This window comes from Azospirillum sp. B510, assembly GCF_000010725.1.
Lineage (GTDB): Bacteria > Pseudomonadota > Alphaproteobacteria > Azospirillales > Azospirillaceae > Azospirillum > Azospirillum lipoferum_B.
Genome location: NC_013855.1, coordinates 1,397,948 through 1,416,693, shown reverse-complemented (window position 1 = coordinate 1,416,693; position 18,746 = coordinate 1,397,948). Strand labels below are relative to the sequence as shown.

General features: G+C 68.0%; 12 protein-coding genes and 1 pseudogene. 8 read left to right on the top strand and 5 right to left on the bottom strand.

Features of this window, described 5'->3' with window-relative positions:
* The first annotated feature begins 79 nt into the window (after positions 1 to 79).
* From AZL_RS21190 to AZL_RS21155, 8 genes are all read left to right on the top strand, one after another.
* Positions 80 to 1,486 (top strand): sodium:solute symporter family protein, encoded by a 1,407-nt coding sequence (locus AZL_RS21190; protein ID WP_012976509.1) that lies wholly within the window; start codon positions 80 to 82, stop codon positions 1,484 to 1,486.
* Between the two features lie 128 nt (positions 1,487 to 1,614).
* Entirely contained in the window at positions 1,615 to 3,015 is a 1,401-nt protein-coding gene (locus AZL_RS21185; RefSeq protein ID WP_012976508.1) for a UbiD family decarboxylase, read from the top strand.
* 2 nt (positions 3,016 to 3,017) lie between these two features.
* The gene (locus tag AZL_RS21180; protein WP_148219523.1) at positions 3,018 to 6,050 is read left to right on the top strand and encodes a xanthine dehydrogenase family protein molybdopterin-binding subunit; all 3,033 of its coding nucleotides are present in this window, start codon (positions 3,018 to 3,020) and stop codon (positions 6,048 to 6,050) included.
* Complete coding sequence (locus AZL_RS21175; RefSeq protein ID WP_012976506.1) at positions 6,047 to 6,883, top strand: FAD binding domain-containing protein; 837 nt, start codon at positions 6,047 to 6,049, stop codon at positions 6,881 to 6,883. Before AZL_RS21180 ends, AZL_RS21175 begins: the two co-directional genes overlap by 4 nt.
* Positions 6,871 to 7,401, top strand: coding sequence for a (2Fe-2S)-binding protein (locus AZL_RS21170; protein ID WP_012976505.1), 531 nt, complete (start codon positions 6,871 to 6,873; stop codon positions 7,399 to 7,401). Before AZL_RS21175 ends, AZL_RS21170 begins: the two co-directional genes overlap by 13 nt.
* A complete protein-coding gene (locus AZL_RS21165) occupies positions 7,394 to 8,935 on the top strand; it encodes an AMP-binding protein (RefSeq protein WP_012976504.1) in 1,542 nt (513 codons plus the stop codon). The genes AZL_RS21170 and AZL_RS21165 overlap by 8 nt, the downstream gene beginning before the upstream one ends.
* 29 nt (positions 8,936 to 8,964) lie before the next feature.
* The gene (locus AZL_RS21160) at positions 8,965 to 9,774 is read left to right on the top strand and encodes an enoyl-CoA hydratase/isomerase family protein (protein ID WP_012976503.1); all 810 of its coding nucleotides are present in this window, start codon (positions 8,965 to 8,967) and stop codon (positions 9,772 to 9,774) included.
* A 232-nt stretch (positions 9,775 to 10,006) separates the two neighbouring features.
* Positions 10,007 to 12,088 (top strand): methyl-accepting chemotaxis protein, encoded by a 2,082-nt coding sequence (locus AZL_RS21155; RefSeq protein WP_012976502.1) that lies wholly within the window; start codon positions 10,007 to 10,009, stop codon positions 12,086 to 12,088.
* 96 nt (positions 12,089 to 12,184) lie between these two features.
* Here AZL_RS21155 and AZL_RS21150 read toward each other — a convergent pair.
* The 5 genes and pseudogenes from AZL_RS21150 to AZL_RS21130 all read right to left on the bottom strand — a co-directional run.
* Positions 12,185 to 12,463, bottom strand: a pseudogene (locus tag AZL_RS21150) (transposase); the annotation flags it as partial.
* A gap of 187 nt (positions 12,464 to 12,650) precedes the next feature.
* Entirely contained in the window at positions 12,651 to 14,396 is a 1,746-nt protein-coding gene (locus AZL_RS21145) for a methyl-accepting chemotaxis protein (protein ID WP_012976500.1), read from the bottom strand.
* Between the two features lie 52 nt (positions 14,397 to 14,448).
* Positions 14,449 to 15,249: an SDR family NAD(P)-dependent oxidoreductase gene (locus AZL_RS21140; RefSeq protein ID WP_012976499.1), complete on the bottom strand. Its 801-nt coding sequence runs from the start codon at positions 15,247 to 15,249 to the stop codon at positions 14,449 to 14,451.
* A 51-nt stretch (positions 15,250 to 15,300) separates the two neighbouring features.
* Positions 15,301 to 17,667, bottom strand: a complete 2,367-nt coding sequence (locus AZL_RS21135) for an efflux RND transporter permease subunit (protein WP_012976498.1) — start codon at positions 17,665 to 17,667, stop codon at positions 15,301 to 15,303.
* Positions 17,664 to 18,656: a WD40/YVTN/BNR-like repeat-containing protein gene (locus AZL_RS21130; protein WP_158306002.1), complete on the bottom strand. Its 993-nt coding sequence runs from the start codon at positions 18,654 to 18,656 to the stop codon at positions 17,664 to 17,666. Before AZL_RS21130 ends, AZL_RS21135 begins: the two co-directional genes overlap by 4 nt.
* Positions 18,657 to 18,746 lie beyond the last annotated feature (90 nt).

The following is an 18,746-nucleotide window of genomic DNA, read 5'->3' as shown; positions in this document are numbered from 1 at the left end:
TCGGCCCCCGCACGCATCCACATGCCCGCAAAAGACCCAGGCAAAGGGCGGGCCTTGCCACACCGGGAGGACATTCGCCATGGACGCCAACTGGACCGCCATGTCGCTCGCCATCGTCTACATCCTGGCGATGGGCGTCATCAGCTATGCCGCCAAACGTTTCGCCAACACCGCGCACAATTTCACCTCCGGCGGCACCACCTATCCGGCGCTGCTGGTGGGCTTCCTGCTGATGTCGGAGTTCATCGGCACCACCGCCAGCGTCGGCACCGCCCAGGCCGCTTACAAGTGGGGCATCTCGGCGGCGTGGAACCTTGCGGCGCTGGGCATCGGCTTCGTGCTCTACGCCTTCCTGTTCGCCCGCAAGTTCAAGGATCTGGGCGAGAACACCATCTCCGGCGTGATGGCGAAGACCTATGGCAAGGGGACGAAGCTCGCCACCAGCATCATCATGATCGCGGCGCTGCAGATCGTCGCCATCTCCGTCTATGCCAGCGGCGGCGCCGTGCTGGCCGGGCTTCTGAAGATCGACCGGGCGACCGCCATCGTCATCACCGGGGTGGTCGCGGCGCTCTATGTCAGCATGGGGGGCATGCGCTCGGTCATCTACACCAACGTGATGCACGCGATCGTCAAATACATCGGCATCCTCGTCGCCACCGCCTTCGCCCTGTCGCAGGTCGGCGGCATGGGGGAACTGCGCGCCCGCCTGCCGGCCGAGATGTTCGCGATAGACACCGCCGGATGGCCGCAGATCTTCGCCTGGATCCTGGCGGGAACCGGCGCCGTCTTCTCCACCCAGTATGTGCTCCAGGCGATCAGCACCGTCGACAACGCCGCCAAGGCGCAGCGGGCCAGCCTCTACACCGCCCTGCTGCTGGTGCCCTTCGGGCTGGCGGCGGCGCTGTGCGGCATGTGCGCGTCGCTGATGTTCCCGAAGATCAACGCGCTCCAGGCCTTCCCGATGGTCGTGTCGCAGATGGACAGCCTGATGGCCGCGGTGGTGGTCGCCGGTCTGGCCGGCTCGCTGTTCGGCACGATCTCCGCCATCAGCATCGGCACGGCGACGCTGCTGTACAAGGATTTCTATCTGCCGGCCGTCCATAAGACCGACGCCGTCACGGCCGCCGACTCCCGCGCGTTGATGTTCGTGCGGATCGCGTCGACCGTCGTCTGCCTGCTGCCGATCCCGCTCGCCATCTTCGCCCCCGACGTGCTGAAGGTCACCTTCCTGGCGAAGTCGCTGCGCCTGACCCTGGCGGTGCTGGTCCTCTTCATCTTCTACGCCCCGCAGTTCGGCACGCCGAAGGGCGCCCTCACCAGCATCCTGCTGTCGCTGGTGCTGACCATCGGCTGGTATCTGGCCGGCGATCCCTATGGCATCGACAACGCCTATGTCGCCCTGGTCATCCCGCTGATCGTGATGAGCGTCAGCCACCTGCCGCGCCTGATGTCCGCCTCCCGGACGATGCGGGACACCGCCTGAACCAGGGCCACGCCCGGCTCCTCGCGAGACCTCTTGCCCGCTCCCTTGCCCGCATCGTCTCACCGTCCATTCCAAGGCAGACAGCCATGAGCAACCACGCCACAGACCGTTTCCTCACCCCGGCCCCAATGTTGTCTCCGGTTCCGGAAACGCGGAGCGCCGCCTACAGCCTGCGCGGCTGGCTCGACCGGCTGGAGGCGACCGGCCGCCTGACGGTGATGCGGCCGGGTGTCGGGCTGGTGCACCAGCTCGCCGCCGTCGCCAAGCGCCTGGACGGAACGACCGCCACGCTGTTCCCCCACCCCGACGGCCATTCCGGCACGGTGGTGTCGGGCCTGGTGTCCGACCGGGCCTGGATGGCGGAGGCGCTGGGGGTACCGGGGGACGAACTGATCGCCCATTGCCAGCGCGCCGCCACCGAACCCCTGCCCTGGCGCGAGGTGGCGGAAGCGCCGGCGCAGGAAATCGTCCACCGCGGTCCGATCGACCTGACCCGGCTGCTGCCGATCCCGACCCATAATGAGCATGACAGCGGCCCCTACATCTCCGCCGGGCTGACCATCGCCCGCGATCCGGAGACGGGGGTGCAGAACGTCTCGATCCACCGCTGCCAGATCAACGGGCCGGACCGCATCGGCATCCTGCTGCTGCCGCGCCACACCGACCATTTCTACCGCAAGGCGGAAGCGAAGGGCGAGGCGCTGGAGATCGCGCTGGTGATCGGCGTCGATCCGGCGACGCTGCTGGCCTCCCAGGCCATCGTGCCCGTCGGCCAGGACGAGCTGGAGATCGCCGGGGCGTTGCGTGGCGAGCCGCTGGACGTCGTGCGTTGCAAGACCAACCGGGTGCGTGTCCCGGCCGAGGCCGAGATCGTCATCGAGGGCCGGCTGCTGCCGCGGGTGCGCGAGGCGGAGGGACCGTTCGGCGAATTCCCGCAATATTACGGCGAGCGCGCCAACCGCCATGTGATCCAGGTCGATGCGGTGACCCACCGCGTCCGTCCGCTCTTCCACACCATCGTCGGCGGCGGGCTGGAGCATCTGCTGCTGGGCGCCATCCCGCGCGAGGCGACGATCCTGGCGACGCTCCAGCGCAACTTCCCCAACGTGCAGGATGTCCATCTCTCGCTGGGCGGGGTCGGTCGTTACCATCTGGTGGTGAAGCTGCGGCAGACCCAGCATGGCGAGGCGAAGAACGTCCTGCTCGGCGCCTTCGCCGCCCATTACGACATCAAGCATGCGGTGGTGGTCGATCCCGACGTCGACATCCACAACGCGCGCGAGGTCGAATGGGCCATTGCCACCCGCTTCCAGGCCGACCGCGATCTGGTGGTGGTGGGGAACAGCCAGTGTTCCAAGCTCGACCCCTCGACCGACGAGGGGCTGGGGGCGAAATGGGGCATCGACGCCACCATCCCGGTTGGCTCGCCCGAGATGAAGTTCAAGCGCATCCGCGTTCCGGGCGAAGAGTCCGTCGATATCGACCGGTTGGCCGCCCCCGCCGCCGTCTGGCGCGCGGCGATCGAATGAGGATGACGATGACGGCCACGCAGACCGTTGAGACCAAAGGCTATCCGCCCCCGTTCGTCGGCCGTGCGATGCCGCGGGTGGAGGATGCCGCCCTGCTGACCGGCGTCGCGCGCTATGCCGACGATTTGCCGGTGAAGCCGGGCACCCTGCATGCCGCAATCCTGCGCTCGCCGCACGCCCATGCAGAGCTGCTGGACATCGACACCGCCGCCGCCCTGGCGTTTCCCGGCGTCGCCGCCGTGGTCACCGGGGCCGAGGCCAGGCGCTTCGCCAGCCCGTTCCTGGTCGGCATCCGCGCGCCGATGGAGCATTGGTGCCTCGCCATCGACCGTGTGCGCCATGTCGGCGAGCCGGTGGCGGTGGTGCTGGCCGACAGCCGCTATGTCGCCGAGGACGCGCTCGACCGGATCGAGGTGCGCTACCGCCCGCTGCCGCCGGTGACCTCGATTGCGCAGGCTTTGGAGGAGGGGTCGGAGCCGCTGCATCCGGCGGTGGGCTCCAACCTCGTCAACAGCCGCAGCTTTCGCTACGGCGATCCCGAGGCCGCCTTCGCCAGCGCCGCCCGCAGCGTGTCTGTCGAGGTCGAGTATCCCCGCAACTCCTGCACGCCGATGGAGTGCTTCGTCGTCCTGGCCGACTATGACCCGGCCGAGGATGCCTACGAGGTGCTGTCGAACTTCTCCGGCCCCTTCGCCGTCCATCCGGTGATGGCGAAGGCGCTGAACGTGCCGGGATCGCGATTGCGGCTGAAGACGCCGCCCCATTCCGGCGGCAGCTTCGGCAACAAGCAGGCGGTGTTCCCCTATGTCGTGCTGATGGGGCTGTGCGCCCGCGTCGCCGGACGGCCGGTGAAGTGGGTGGAGGACCGGCTGGAACATCTGATGGCCGCCACCTCGGCCACCGCGCGCCGCATGCGCATCGACGCGGCGGTGGAGCCGGACGGCAGGGTGCTGGCGCTGCGGATGGAGCAGACCGAGGATTGCGGCGCCTATCTGCGCGCGCCGGAACCGGCCTCGCTCTACCGCAACCACGGCAACCTGACCGGCGCCTACGACATTCCGAACCTCGCGGTGACCAACCGCATCGTCGTCACCAACAAGACGCCGACCGGCCTCAACCGCGGCTTCGGCGGCGGCCAGCTCTATTACGGGCTGGAGCGGCTGATGAACCGGGTGGCGGCGGAGCTGGAGCTGGACCCGCTCGATGTCATCCGCCGCAATCTGGTGGCGGCCGAGGCGATGCCCTACCGCACCGCGTCGGGCGGCACGCTCGACAGCGGCGATTACCGTGCGACGCTGGAGCAGGCGGTGCGCGAGGGGGCGCTCGATGCGCTGAAGGCGCGGCGCGAGGCGCTGCGGGCGGAGGGGCGGCTCTACGGCATCGGTTACGCCGCGGTGGTCGAACCGTCGATCTCCAACATGGGCTACATCACCACGGTCCTGACCGCCGAGGAGCGGCGCAAGGCCGGGCCGAAGAACGGCGCGCAGGCGACCGCCAGCGTCGCCGTCGATCCCACCGGCGGCGTCTCGGTCACGGTGGCTTCCGCCCCCCAGGGCCAGGGGCACCGCACCGTGCTGGCCCAGGTGGTGGCGGACGTTTTCGGCCTGCGGTTCGAGGACATCCGCGTCAACACCGACCTCGACACCGGCAAGGACGCCTGGTCGATCGCGTCGGGCAATTATTCCAGCCGCTTCGCCGGAGCGGTGGCGGGGGCGGCGCAGGTCGCCGCGACCCGGTTGCGCGACCGCATGGCGGCGCTGGTCGCTGGTCAATTGAACTGCCGGGCCGACGATGTGCGCTTCGCCGGTGGCAAGGTCTTCTCCGACGCCAACCCGGACAACGGCCTGTCCTTCTCCCGCGTCGCCGCCGCCGGCCACTGGTCGCCCGGCACTTTGTCAGGAGGGCAGGGGCCGGACGGGCAGGAGGCGGCGCTGCGCGAGACCGCTTTCTGGACACCGGAGCCGCTGAAGGCGCCGACCGACGCCGATCACATCAACAGCTCGGCCTGCTACGGCTTCATCTTCGATTTCTGCGGGGTCGAGATCGACCGGACGACCGGGGCGCTGCGGATCGACCGCTACGTCACCATGCACGACGCCGGCCGGCTGCTGAACCCGCTGCTGGTGGAGGGGCAGATCCTGGGCGGCTTCGCCCATGCCGTCGGCACCGCGCTGTACGAGGAATATGCCTATGGCGACGACGGCCGGTTCCTGTCCGGCAGCTTCGCCGACTATCTGGTGCCGACCGCCTGCGAGGTGCCGGTCCCGGTGATCCTGCACCGCGAAAGCCCGTCGCCGGTGACCCCGCTCGGCGCCAAAGGGGTGGGGGAGGGGAACTGCATGAGCACCCCGGTCTGCCTCGCCAACGCGGTGGCGGACGCGCTGTCCGGTGCTTGCGTGGATGTGGTGCCGTCCCTGCCGATCACCCCGGCCAAGCTGGCGGCGCTGATCCATCCGCCGGAGCCGCCGCGCCCGACCTCCGCAGTCGGCTCTTCCACTTCGCCGCCGGCCGCCGTCAAGGGCGGGCGCGGCCTGACCGGGGAGGGCAGTCGCGAGGTGCCGGCGACCCCCGAACAGGTCTGGGCCATCCTGCTCGATCCCAAGGAGCTGGCGGCGCTGCTGCCCGGCTGCGAGGCGCTCGACCTCGTCGGTCCCAACGCCTACCGGGCAGAGGTGGTGGTCGGCATCGGTCCGGTACGCGGACGCTATACCGCGGAGGTGGCGCTGTCCGACCTTGACCCGCCGAACGCGCTGACCCTGACCGGCAGCGGCACCAGCGCGCTCGGCTCGGGCAGCGGCACCGGGCACGTCACGCTGGAGCGCACCGCCGAGGGCACGCGCGTCACCTACCGCTACGGCGCGTCGGTCGGCGGCAAGGTCGCCGCGGTCGGCGGCCGGATGCTCGACAGCGCCTCGCGCCTGCTGATCGGCCAGTTCTTCGAGAAGCTGGTCGCCCGTGCCGGCGGCCCCGCGGCCCTCACCCAGCCTCCGTCGCTTCTGGCCCGCCTGCTCCGCCTTCTGGGGATCGCCCGATGAAGCCCGCATCCTTCGACTATCTGCGGCCGGCGACGGTCGCCGAGGCGCTGGCGGCGCTGGCGGCCGGGGGCGACGATGCCCGCGTGATCGCCGGCGGCCAGTCGCTGATGCCGATGCTGAACATGCGGCTGGTGCAGCCGCGCCTGCTGATCGACCTCGGCCGGCTGGAGGAACTGCGCACGCTGCGCGCCGAGGATGGCTGGCTGACCGTCGGCGCCGCCGTCACCCAGGCCGAGGTGCTGGCCCGCCCGACGCTGGCGCGGGAGGTGCCGCTGCTGGCCGCCGCCCTGCCGTGGGTCGGCCATTTCCAGACCCGCAACCGGGGCACGCTCTGCGGATCGGTCGCCCATGCCGATCCCAGCGCCGAGACGCCGCTCTGTCTGGTCGCCACCGGCGGCGAGGTGGTGCTGCGCAACGCGAAGCGCCGCCGTACCGTTGCCGCCGCCGATTTCTTCCTGGGCCCGCTGACCACGGTGAAGGCGGCGGACGAGATCGTCGAATGCGTCCGCTTTCCCCTGGCCCGGCCGGGCAGCGGCCATGCCTTCCGCGAGCAGTCGATGCGGCACGGCGACTTCGCCATCACCGCCTGCGCCGCCACCGTGCACGGGCAGGCCGCCAGCCTCGCCGTCGGCGGGGTGGCCGACCGGCCGACGTCGCGGTCCTGGCCGCTGGTCGACGGCGGGCTGCCGCCGGATCTCGACGAGGCGCTGAACGCTTTCGCCTGGGACCTTGGCGGCGACGACGACCAGCATGCCACCGCGCGCTACCGCCGCGACCTCGTCCGCCGGATCGGCCGCACCGTCCTTGAAGAGGCCCTGTCATGCCGCCGCTGAAATCCACATCCGCGCTGACGGCGGAGACGCGCCATGCCGTCTCCATCGTCCTGAACGGCAAGCCGCGCACCGGCCATGCCCATCCGCGCCTGCTGCTGAGCGATTTCCTGCGCCACGAGCTGGGCGCCCACGGTACCCGCGTCGGCTGCGAGCACGGCGTCTGCGGCGCCTGCACTGTCCGCATCGACGGGGTGGCCGCCCGTGCCTGCCTGACGCTGGCGGTGCAGGCCGACGGCCGGCGCATCGACACCGTCGAAGGGCTGGCGGAGACCAACGAGGGGCGCATGACCGCGCTTCAGGAGGCGTTCCGCCGGCATCACGCCCTGCAATGCGGCTTCTGCACGGCCGGCATCCTGATGTCGTTGACCGATTACCTGGGCCGCAACCCGAAACCCACCGAAGAGGAGCTACGCGACATGCTGAGCGGCCATCTCTGCCGCTGCACCGGCTATGCCGGCATCGTCCGCGCCGTGATGGAGGTCACGGGCCAGACGATGAAGGAGGTCTCCCATGTTTGACCTCGGCCGCAGCATCCTGGCCAGCGCGGAGCGCAGCCCCGACGCGGTCGCCATCATCGACGGCGACCTGCGGCTGACCTACGCGCAATGGCTGGAGCGCATCCGCCGGCTGGTCGGCGCCTTCGACCGGCTCGGCCTGCATCCCGGCGACCGCATCGCCACCGCGCTGCAAAACACGCACGAGATGGCGACCATCCATTGGGCCTGCCAGCTCGCGGGCATCGCAATCGTGCCGCTGAACTGGCGGGTGAAGGCGGACGAGCTGGATTATTGCCTGCCCAACGCCGAGGTGCGCGCCCTGTTCCATCAGGACGTGTCGGCCGACGCCGTTCGGGAGTCCGGCGCGGCGCGGGCGCTGCCCTGCATCGCGGTGGGCGATGGCGGCCAGCAGGCCGACCACCGCTTCGCCGACCTGCTGGACAGCGAACCGGCTCCGGCGCAGCCGCGCGCCACGGCGGAACATGTCTCGCTGTTCCTCTACACCTCCGGCACCACCGGCAAGCCCAAGGGCGTGCCGCGCCGCCACCGGACCGAACGTGCCGCAGCGATCGCCCATGTCGCGCAGAACTGCTACCGCCGCGGCGAGCGCACGCTGGGGGTGATGCCGCTCTACCACACGATGGGGGTACGCTCGCTGCTGGCGATGGCGCTGGTGGATGGCTGCTTCGTCTGCCTGCCGCGCTTCGACACCGGCCGCGCGCTCGATCTGATCGCGGCGGAGCGGCTGAGCTGCCTCTATCTGGTGCCGACGCTCTATCACGACCTGCTGGCCGACCCGAAATTCGCAGCCACCGACGTGTCGTCGGTGCGCAAGCTGGGCTTCGCCGGGGCGTCGATGACCGACGGCCTGCTGAAGCGGCTGGATGCCGCCTTCCGGCCCGAGCTGTTCGTCAACCATTACGGCTCGTCGGAGATCTACACCTTCACGTTCGACCAGAACGCGCCGGCCAGGCCCGGCTCCGCCGGCAAGGCGGCGCTGAACCAGCGCATCCGCATCGTCCGCCTCGGCAGCTTCGATCCCGACGACTGCGCGGCGGCCGGGGAGGAAGGGCAGATCATCGCCGACCTGGCGGGCGACGAGTCCTTCGAAGGCTATTGGAAGCGGCCGGATGCCGACGCCAAGGCGCTGCATGCCGGCTGGTACTTCACCGGCGACATCGGCTTCCTCGACGGCGACGGCGACCTCTTCGTCACCGGCCGGGTCGACGACATGATCATCACCGGCGGCGAGAACGTTTCTCCGGTGGAGATCGAAAGCGTGCTGTCGCTGCATGACGGCGTGCTGGAGGTGGCGGTCGCCGGCCTGCCCGACGAGCGCTGGGGCCAGCGGGTCGTCGCCTTCGTCAAGCGCGCCCGCGGCGTCGAGGCGAGGGATCTCGACGACCATTGCCGCACCTCCGGCCTCGCCAACTTCAAGCGCCCGCGCGAGTACGTCTTCCTCGACGAAATCCCGAAATCGCCGGTCGGCAAGATCCTGCGCCGCAAGCTCCAGGCCGGCGAATTCTCGCTCGAACACAGCCCGACACTTTCCTGACCCCAGCCTTCATCCATGGAGTTTCAACCGTGACCCCTTACCGTTTCGACAGCAACGACCGCCTGCTCGCCGACCTCGACGGCTTCCGTGTGGAGATCGACGAGGCCAAGGAGCGCGCCGACATCGTGCTGCATCGCCCGCCCTTCAATATCGTCAGCATGCTTCAGCGCGACCAGTTCAGCGCCGTGTTCGCGGCGTTGGACCGCGATCCCAAGGTGCGGGTGATCGTCCTGCGTGCCGAGGGCGAGAATTTCTCGTCCGGCGGCAACATCGCCGGCTTCATGGAGAAGTCGGCCGAGCATGTGTCGGAGCTGGCGGTCAACATCGCCGCCCCGGAACGCTGCCGCAAGCCGGTGATCGCCCAGGTCCGCGGCTATTGCTTCGGCGTCGGCTTCGAGCTGTCGCTGGCCTGCGATTTCCGCGTCGTGTCGGAGACCGCACAGTTCGCCCTGCCGGAGATGCGCATCGGCATGATCCCCGGCTCCGGCGGCTCGGCCCGTTTGCTGCACATGATCGGCATCTGCCGGACCAAGGACATGGTGATGCGGGCCAAGCGCATCCCCGGCCGCCAGGCCGCCGACTGGGGTTTCGTCACCGAGTGCGTCGCCGATGCCGAACTGGAGGCGACGGTCGCCGCCCTGGTCGACGAACTGCGCGGCTTCTCGCCGCTGGCCCAGCGCACCATCAAGGGCGTGCTGAACAGCGGCAACAATGTCTCGGTCAACGGCGCCATCGAGATCGAGGGGCAGGCCTACGGCCGTCTGCGCGGCTCCGAGGACTTCAAGGAGGGCGTCGCCTCTTTCCACGAAAAGCGCAAGCCCGTCTTCAAGGGGATCTGAGCGTTACAGCCGCCGCGCCAGACGGCGCGGATTCCGGCGGTTACAATCAATGAATGCGTGCACCACCCTCTCTCATTGTTCTAAGAGAGGGTGATGCATGCCTGGAGGCCGGGGGCTCGGATTAAGACCCGGACTAAATTTTTACAAGAAAGTAATAAATCCGCGTGCACCATCACCAAGAATCCGCCTTGGTGATTTGAAAATTGTAAAAAGTCCGCAAGGAGAAGATTTTATGAAAATCCGAGCATTTTTTCTTTCTTGCGTACTGGCAATGGCGACGGTGGCAGGGGTGGTGTCGATCACCTTCTTGGCCGTGGAGTGGGGCAACTACCGCCGCTCTGTTGATGCCGGAACCCTCTCCGAGGCGATGGGTGCGGTGCTGCGGGTCACCGAAAAGGTTGTGCTCAGCCGGGGTGTGCAGAATGGAGCCCTGCTCGCGGACGCTCCGGCCGGCGACGAGTCGCGCGCCAAGATCGATGCCGCCCGTCGTGAAATCGCCAAGACGCTGGCGGAGGCCAACCGCACTGTTCAGGCCGCCAATTATGCCGGCAAGCCGGCAGCGCTCGGTACATTGCGCACGGTCGAGCAGGCGTTGGCGGCACTCCACAGTGAGGTTGACGCCGCGATTGCCCGCCCCAAGTCCGAACGCGACCAGGCTTTTGTCAAGGGATTCGGTGAGCGCGTGGTTGCCCGGGTCATGGAACTGAACGGCATCGCCAATGGATTGGAACAGGGCGTGGCGCTCGCCGACGCCGACGTCGCACGGCTTGGCGGCATCGCCCGCCTGTCCTGGGACATGCGCGAAGCCGGCGGGCGCCGCGTTGCCATCTTCACCACGGTTGTCGGTGCCAAGCGGATGCTGACCAGCAACGAAATCGAACTGGCCGCCGCCCTGGCCGGAGAGACGCGTCATGCTTGGGCGCGCCTCCAGGCCACCGCCGCGCAGATTGCCGACGCGCCCGCCCTCGCGGCGGCATTGAAAGGTACCGACGCGACCTTCTTCGGCGCCACCGATGCGCTTATCGCCGATTTGATCGCCAGGGGACGGACAGGTGTTGACTACGGGATTTCCTTTCAGGACGCCTGGTCGCGCTTGGTTGGCGGCGTGCAAACCGCGCTCGCGGTGCGGGATGCCGCCATTGCGGAGGCGCTGAGCCAGGCGGAGGCGGCGCGCGGCCGCGCATTCGTCCGCTTGCTGCTCGCTGTCGGCGGTTTGGCGCTTGTCGTTCTCACGGTGGTCGGCGTCGCGATCCTGATAGGCCGGCGTATCGTCGACCCGCTGGTCGGCATGACGGCAGTGCTGTCAAAACTGGCGCAGGGCGAACGCGAGGTGGTGGTGCCGGCGCGTGGGCGCGCGGACGAAATCGGCGAGATCGCCGCGGCGGTCGAGGCGTTGCGTGTGACTGCCAAGGAAGCCGATCGGTTGGCCGCCGAACAGGCGAGCGAGCACGCCCGACGTCAAGAACGGACGCGTGTGATGGAAGCGGCGGTTGCCGGCTTCGACAACTCGATCACCGCCATCCTGGCCACAATGGACGGCGCCACGACCGAACTCGACGGCACGGCGCACACCATGACGGCGGTCGCCGACGAGGCGAGCCGACAGGCGGCCACGACGGCCGCCGCGGCTGAGGAGACGGCTGTGACGGTGCAGACGATCGCCGCGGCAACTGAGGAAATGACCAGCTCGATCCAAGAGATCGGTCGTCAGGTGGCTGGCTCCAACGCGGTCGCCGCGACGGCGCTGGCGCAGGCCCAAGAGACCACCCGCACGGTGATTCACCTTACGGGGGCGGCGTTGCGGATCGGAGAGGTCGTGAAGCTGATCCAGGACATCGCCAGCCAGACCAACCTGCTGGCTTTGAACGCGACCATCGAGGCGGCGCGCGCCGGAGAGGCCGGCAAGGGTTTCGCCGTGGTCGCCAGCGAGGTCAAGCAATTGGCCACGCAGACGGCCAAGGCCACCGAGGACATTGCGGCGCAGATCGCGGCGGTGCAGCAGGCGACCGAGGGGACCAGCCTGGCCATCGACGGGATCGGTAAGACGATCGCCAGCATCAACGAAATCAGCGCGGCGATCGCCGCTGCGGTGGAGGAGCAAAGCGCCACCACCAGCGAGATCACCCGCAACGTCCAGCAGGCGGCTCACAGCACCACCGAAGTTAGCTACACCATCGCCGACATGAACCGGACCGTCGGGCAAACCAGCAGCGCGGCAACTCAGGTGACCGGCGCGTCGGGCGCGCTGGCCAGCGAGGCCAAGGTTCTTCGCCAGGAGGTCGAGAGCTTCCTTGCCAGCATTCGCGCGGCCTGATCCTTCGACCGGTCCCTGAACTGATTGAGGTGATGTGGTGGACGGCCCTTTCACCGGGAAACGGTGTCAAGCTGATGTCGTTGAAGAAACCATGTGTGTCTTGTGCGGCTCCAGGAAAGCCGGGAAGTAGGAGCCTTGACGTAACTTGGGGTTCTTCAGATCGAGCGTGCCCAGCCGGGTTTCCAGTTGGCGCGGCCGCGAGCCGTTGCGGTAGGTCGACCGCTCGTCGCTGCGTTCGTGACGTGAAGCCCCGATCAGCCCATCGACCTCGAAGGCCATCAGCCGGTGCAGCGTGTGCTCGGCGATGGCGCGCAGGAAGTCGCCGTCGGTACTCTTCTGGATCTGTTCGAGAAGCGCCATTCTGTCGTCGGTCATCGTGGGAGCTCGGTTGGGGTTGGGGGTCGCAACACAACCTTACCGAAAACGCGCGATGACCACCTCCCTTCGCCAGATCACAGCCCACGGGGCGGAGGATCGGCGAATTTCCTCCACGCCTCTGGACGTTGCCGCTCACCCAGGATTGATGCCCGCTTCACGGCGCCGGCCATATCCCACCCACCGCTCAGCCTGTGTGAACCTGGGTGAGGAAACTGTCCACCGCCGAACGCAGGCTGCCCGCCTCTCCCACCAGATTATCGGCGGCGGCCAGCACCTGTCCGGCCATCGCGTCGGTCCCGTCGGCGTCCTCGATGATTCCGGCCATCAGCGTGCGGACGGTATCGGCACCGCCTACGGCGCGGCTGGCCTCCTCGGCGATGCCGTGGACGACCTGCCCCTGCTCGGTGACCGACGCGCTGATCGCTACCGCGATGTCCTCCAGTCGGGCAATGATCTTTCCGACCGACTGGATCGCCTCGGCGGACTGGCCAGCCGCCGTCAGGATGCCGGCGATTTGCTGCTGCACGCGCTGGGTCGCCTGCGACGTCTGGCCTGCCAGCGCCTTGACCTCCTGCGCGACGATGGCGAAACCCCGCCCTGCCTCTCCGGCCCGTGCCGCCTCGATGGCGGCATTGAGCGCCAACAGGTTGGTGCGGCTGGCGATGTCATTGATCAGTCCAACCACCTCGCCCACCTCGTCGGCGGCCTGCAACAGCTTCGCCATGGTGGTCTGCGACTGCTGGGCGCTTCCCGTCGCTTTCCTGGCAATGTCTTCGGCCTCCGTGACCCGGTGTACGATCTCCTGGATGCTGGCCGACATCTGCTCGGTGGCGGCAGCCACGTTCTCGATGCTTTCCGACGCTTGCCCCGCATTGCGGGCGACAACCGCCGATTCCTGTTTGGCATGGTCGGCGACCCGGTCCAGCCCCCTGGCGGTGCGCTGCATCTGCTCGGCCGCTTCGCCGACCGCTGCGACGACGCCGGCCATCCGTCCCTGGAAATCGTCGGCCAGTGCCGCCAGCGTGGCACGCTGCTGCTGCTCGGCGCGAAGCCGCGCTGCTTCCTGCGCTCCCTTCAACGCTTCGGCCTCGCGCATGGCCTGTTGGAAGACGGTCAAGGCCCGGGCGGTGGCGCCGATCTCATCCCGCCGGCTGCCGCCATGGATGACCACCGACAGGTCGCCATCGGAAAGCCGTCGCATCTCGCCGACGATCCGGCCGAGTGGACGGGACAGGGAGCGGGTGCTCACCAGAAGTGCCAAGGTCAGCACGATGAGGCCGCCGCCGGCGCCGGACATGGTGGTCACCATGACGGTCCGGTGGTAGCGCTCCTCCGCTTCGGCATTCTCCTGGGTGATCGCCTGCGCGATGTCATCCGCGAGGCCGTCGAACTGTTGCATTGACGTGTCGATGTTCATGTTCTGCAAGGAGGCTTCCGCGCCCTGCCGGTCCCCGTCCAGCACCTGCCGTCGGGCGACGTCGACGATCGCGAGGATGCTGTCGAACTGGACGACGGCGGACCCGATTTCGTCGCGCCGCTGGGGAAGGATGCGTTGCAGTTCAGCGACGCTGTCCACGAACAGCGTCTTCAGGGCCGTCATGTCCTGTTCGGCGTATCGCAGGGTATCGCTGTTGTCCTGCGCAACCAGTCCCAGCGCCAGAATTCGGATCGAGCGCAGGGCTCCGGTGGCGACCAGGGCGGTCTTGCTACGTTCCGACAACGTGACCACAGACTCGTACCCGGACTTGATGGAGCGCATCTGCACCAGGCTGTAGAGGGCGAGGCCGGCGCATAGCAGGATCATCAGCGACAGGAGAAACCCGACCTTGCCGGCGATCGGAAGATGGGCCAGCAGGCCGCCCGTGGACTCTCCGTCGCCCGTTCCGACCGCGTTGCGGCCCCATTTAAGGAAATTCTGCGTCGAGGTCATTGTGGTGCCTGCCCATGCCGGTTTCCTCGGTTCCGCGACCGCGGCGGACGCTTCACGCGTTGAGCTTCCGCCGGATCAGCGCGTCATAGCTGTCGGGAAGCAGGCGCGACATGCGGTAGAGGGTTCGCGCGCCGCTGCCGACCAGCAGGCGCTTGTCGCCATTCAGCAACCCCTTCACGATCTCTCTCGCGCAGTCCTCGGGCGAGGTCGTCATCTGGGAGAGCATGGCCCGCGCCAGGCGGCGATCCTGGTCGTTCTCGTTTCGGGCATGGGTGGAGTTCCTGGAAATGTTGGTGTTGATGCCGCCCGGATGCACCAGCACCGCCCGCACGCCGGTTCCCGCCAGTTCCATCCACAGGGCTTCGGTCAGGCCACGCACAGCGAATTTCGACATGGTATAGGGGATCTGACCGGGGCAGGCCACCAGTCCGAACACGCTGGAGATGTTGACGATGCAACCGTCCTTCTGCGCCAGCATGCCGGGAAGGAACGCCTTGGTCCCGTAGATGACTCCCCAGAGATTGACATCCAGCACCTTCTCGATCTCCTCGATCGTCAAGTTCCGCATATGGGCGATGACCGAGATGCCGGCGTTGTTGACGACCATGTGGACGGCGCCGAAGTCGCGCGTCACTTCGTCGGCGAAGGCGAACACCGCTTCGCGCAAGGATACGTCGACATGGTAACAGCGTGCCTCGGTGTGGGCGGGCAGTAACTCCGCCGTTCCCAACAGGCCGGTCTGGTCGATGTCCGCCAGGGCGAGCCGGGCGCCAAGCGGCGCCAGCCCGATTGCCAGCGCCCGGCCAATGCCCGATCCGGCGCCGGTGATCGCTACCACTTCATCTTTGAACATCGATCCTTCCCATTCATTGATTGTCGGCGATTGCCGGAAGCCGGCGTCGTATCAGGCCCGGGGCGCCCCGGATTTCAGCAGAAAGCGGGCAAGCGCCGGCAGCAGCACGAGGGCGCCGACCATGTTGCCGATGAACATGAAGGCCAGAAGCACCCCCATGTCGGCCTGGAACTTGATCGGCGACCAGGCCCAGACCGTGACGCCCGCCGCCAGCGTGAAGCCGGTGAGCATGACCATGCGCCCAGTGAAGAGGAGTGCCGCCTCGAAGGCGGTCGGCAGCGGCTCGCCCTTGCGCAGGTGGGCCAGCAGAATGCTCATCACGTAGAGCGCGTAATCGACGCCGATGCCGACGCCCAGCGCGATGACCGGCAATGTCGCGACCTTCACGCCGATGCCGAGCATGACCATCAGCGCCTCGCAGAGCAGCGAGGTCAGCGCCAGGGGCAGCATGGTGCAGAGCACCGCCCGCCAGGACCGGAAGGTGACGAAGCATAGGACCAGCACCGCGCCGTAAACCCAGAGCAGCATCTCCCGATTGGCCTGGCGGACGACGATGTTGGTCGCCGCCTCGATCCCGGCGTTGCCGGCTGCCAGCAGGAAGCGGGCGGAGTCGCTATCATTGGCCTTTGCATAGGCGTCGGACATCTCCACCACCGACGCCAGGGTATCGGCCCGGTGGTCGCGCAGGTAGGCGGTGACCGGCAGCACGGAGCAATTGTCGTTGAACAGACCGCGCGGCGCGTTGGCGGTGATGGTGTTGAGCATGTCGCGGTTGCGCGGCAGATCGTACCATTTCGGGCTGCCCTCGTTGTAGCCGCTCAACAGCAGGCGCTGCTGGCTGGCAAGCGACGCGGTGCTTTCGACGACCGGCAGGCTGCGCAGCTTCCAGTCCAGCGCATCGACCCGCATCAGCGCATCATAGGCCGAACACTCGCCGACCGGCGTGCGCACCATCACGATGAGCATGTCGCCGCTGGCACCGTAATGGGCGTTGATGAACGCGTTGTCGCGGTTGTAACGCGAGTCCGACCGAAGCTCCGGCGCGCCGGGGTCAAGATCGCCAACCTTCAGATGCTGGCTGACCAGAAAGGCCGCGATAGCCGCCGCCAGGCTGACCGCCACCGTGGCGGCGGCCCGGCGCGGTTCGGTTAGCCGGCCGAGCCAGTGCCACACCGGATGGCTCTGGCCCCGCTCGGCCCGCAGGCTCCGTTCCGCCGCCTGCGGGCTGACGCCGACATAGCTCAGGAGAATCGGCAGGAGGATCAGGTTGGTGAAGATCAGGATCGCCACGCCGAGGCTGGCGATCATGGCAAGTTCCTGGATGACCTGGATGCGGATGATCAGCAGCACGCCGAAGCCGACGGCATCGCACAACAGCGCCGTCAGCCCGGCCAGGAACAGGCGGCGGAAGGTGTAGCGGGCGGCCACCTCCTTCGGCGCGCCGCGTCCCGCGTCCTGCATGATACCGTTCATCTTCTGCGCGCCGTGGCTCATGCCGATGGCGAAGACCAGGAAGGGCACCAGCACGGAATAGGGGTTCAGTTCGAAGCCCAGCGCCGGCAGGGCGCCCAGCTGCCAGACGACGGCCACCAGCGAGCACGCCACGACAAGCAGGGTGCTGCGCACGCACCGCGTGTGGGCATACAGCACCGCCATGGCCAGGACGATCGACAGCAGGAAGAAGGCGGCGATCTTCCGCAAGCCTTCGATCAGGTCGCCGACGACCTTGGCGAAGCCGGTGACGTGCATACGCACGCCCTGGGCCTCGTAGCGCGCCCGAAGCTGCTCCAGCGTGACGTTCAGCGAACCATAATCCAGCTTGCGGTGCTGCTGCGCGTTGTCGGCCAGCAGGGGGACGGAAACCAGGGCGGATTTCTCGTCGAAGGCGACGATCTTGCCGACCTCTCCGGACCGCTGCACGTTGACGCGCAATTGCTGGAGGTCATGCGGCCTGCCTTGGTAGTCGTTCGGCACCAGGGTGCCGGCATCGAACCCATCCTCGGTGACCCCCTGCCAGCGGGCGTTCGGCGTCCATAGGCTTTTCAGGCCGACCCGGTCGACGCCGGGAATCGAAAACAGGTCGTTGGTCAGCCGCCTCAGAGTTTCGAGGAAGTCCGCATCGTAGATGTCGCCGTTCGGCGCCTCGATGGCGACCCGGATGACGTTCGGGTTCGGCAAGTCGCTCTTCATCGCCAGGTAGTTGACGATGAAGGGATGTTCCGTCGGGATCATCTTTTCGAAGCTGCCGTTGCTGCGCAGGCCGGGCAGCTGGAAAGCCGCCAGCACCGTCACCGCGACGCACAGCAGGAGAATCCACTGGCGATAATTGAACAGCAGGCGCTCGATCATCGATCCTGAACGCGGATCGAAGGGCAGCGCGCTGTCCTCCAGGTGAGGATTGTCGACGGATGCGGTCATCGGAGGTCGCTCATTGTCGGAAGCGCCGCGATGCGGCTGGGGCCATGGCTGCCGGCACTGACGAGGCTGCCGTCGGCGGCCAGGGTCAGCGCCGAGGGATTGCTGCCCGCCGAGACGCCGAGCGGGAGAAGCGTTCCCTGATGGAGCCGGTAGAGGTCGCCGGCCTGATTGGCCAGGAGCGTCCCGCCGTCCGGCATCCGCAGGCTGGCGGTGATGCTGACCGGCGCCGGGAGCGGCACCGGAACGAAGCTGCGGCCGCCGTCGATGGACCGGAAGACGTTGCCTTGCAATCCGGCCACCGTCATCCCGTCTTCGCCCAGTTGCAGCGTGAACAGGCTGCCGCGGTAAGGCAGGCAGAGAGATTCGAAATGTTCGCCGCCGTCAATGGAGCGCAGCAGCACCCCCTGTTCTCCGGCGATGACGATCTCCTCGCCCCTGGTCTGCACGGCATAGAGATGGCGGTCCACCGGATCGCCCAGATGGGACGACCAGGCTTCCCACTGCCGGCCATCCTCGCTGCGCAGCAGCAGACCATTGGCCCCCGCCAGCCATAGACGGCCGGCGGAGTCGACGGTCAGGTCCAGCCAGGGCTTGTCCGGCCCGTCCTCGGCCAACCGGGCGGCCAACCGGGCGGCTTGGCTCTGCGCAAGCTGGCTCCGTTCGTTGGACAGGCTATTGCCGGTGGCGATCCGATCCGCCGCCTGCTGGTACAGGCGTATGACGTCCCGGCCATCGAGCACCCGTTGCCAGCTCGCGCCGGCATCGTCGGTTCGCAGCAGCACGCCATTATGGCCGGCTGCCCATCCATGGGTCGCGTCGGCGAAGCGGACCACCGTCAGCGTCACGCTGACCGGTACTGCGGACTGGCGCCAGGTTCGGCCATCATCGTCCGAATAGAGCGCCACGCCATGTTCCCCGACCGCGACCAGCCGCTGCCCGGCCTGGGCAAGCCCGAGCAGCGTGACCCGCTCCACCCGGGGCGTCGCCATGGCGGGCCGCTCCATCGGGTCAGCTTCCCGGAAAACCGGATCCGGCACCGCGCCGGCAGCGAGGCTGCCAACGCATAGGATCAGCGCGAG

Coding starts and splice junctions, on each gene's coding strand:
- AZL_RS21190 (WP_012976509.1), top strand. CDS start 80: ATGGACGCCAACTGGACCGCCATGTCGCTCGCCATCGTCTACATCCTG.
- AZL_RS21185 (WP_012976508.1), top strand. CDS start 1,615: ATGTTGTCTCCGGTTCCGGAAACGCGGAGCGCCGCCTACAGCCTGCGC.
- AZL_RS21180 (WP_148219523.1), top strand. CDS start 3,018: ATGACGATGACGGCCACGCAGACCGTTGAGACCAAAGGCTATCCGCCC.
- AZL_RS21175 (WP_012976506.1), top strand. CDS start 6,047: ATGAAGCCCGCATCCTTCGACTATCTGCGGCCGGCGACGGTCGCCGAG.
- AZL_RS21170 (WP_012976505.1), top strand. CDS start 6,871: ATGCCGCCGCTGAAATCCACATCCGCGCTGACGGCGGAGACGCGCCAT.
- AZL_RS21165 (WP_012976504.1), top strand. CDS start 7,394: ATGTTTGACCTCGGCCGCAGCATCCTGGCCAGCGCGGAGCGCAGCCCC.
- AZL_RS21155 (WP_012976502.1), top strand. CDS start 10,007: ATGAAAATCCGAGCATTTTTTCTTTCTTGCGTACTGGCAATGGCGACG.
- AZL_RS21145 (WP_012976500.1), bottom strand. CDS start 14,396: ATGACCTCGACGCAGAATTTCCTTAAATGGGGCCGCAACGCGGTCGGA.
- AZL_RS21140 (WP_012976499.1), bottom strand. CDS start 15,249: ATGTTCAAAGATGAAGTGGTAGCGATCACCGGCGCCGGATCGGGCATT.
- AZL_RS21135 (WP_012976498.1), bottom strand. CDS start 17,667: ATGACCGCATCCGTCGACAATCCTCACCTGGAGGACAGCGCGCTGCCC.
- AZL_RS21130 (WP_158306002.1), bottom strand. CDS start 18,656: ATGGCGACGCCCCGGGTGGAGCGGGTCACGCTGCTCGGGCTTGCCCAG.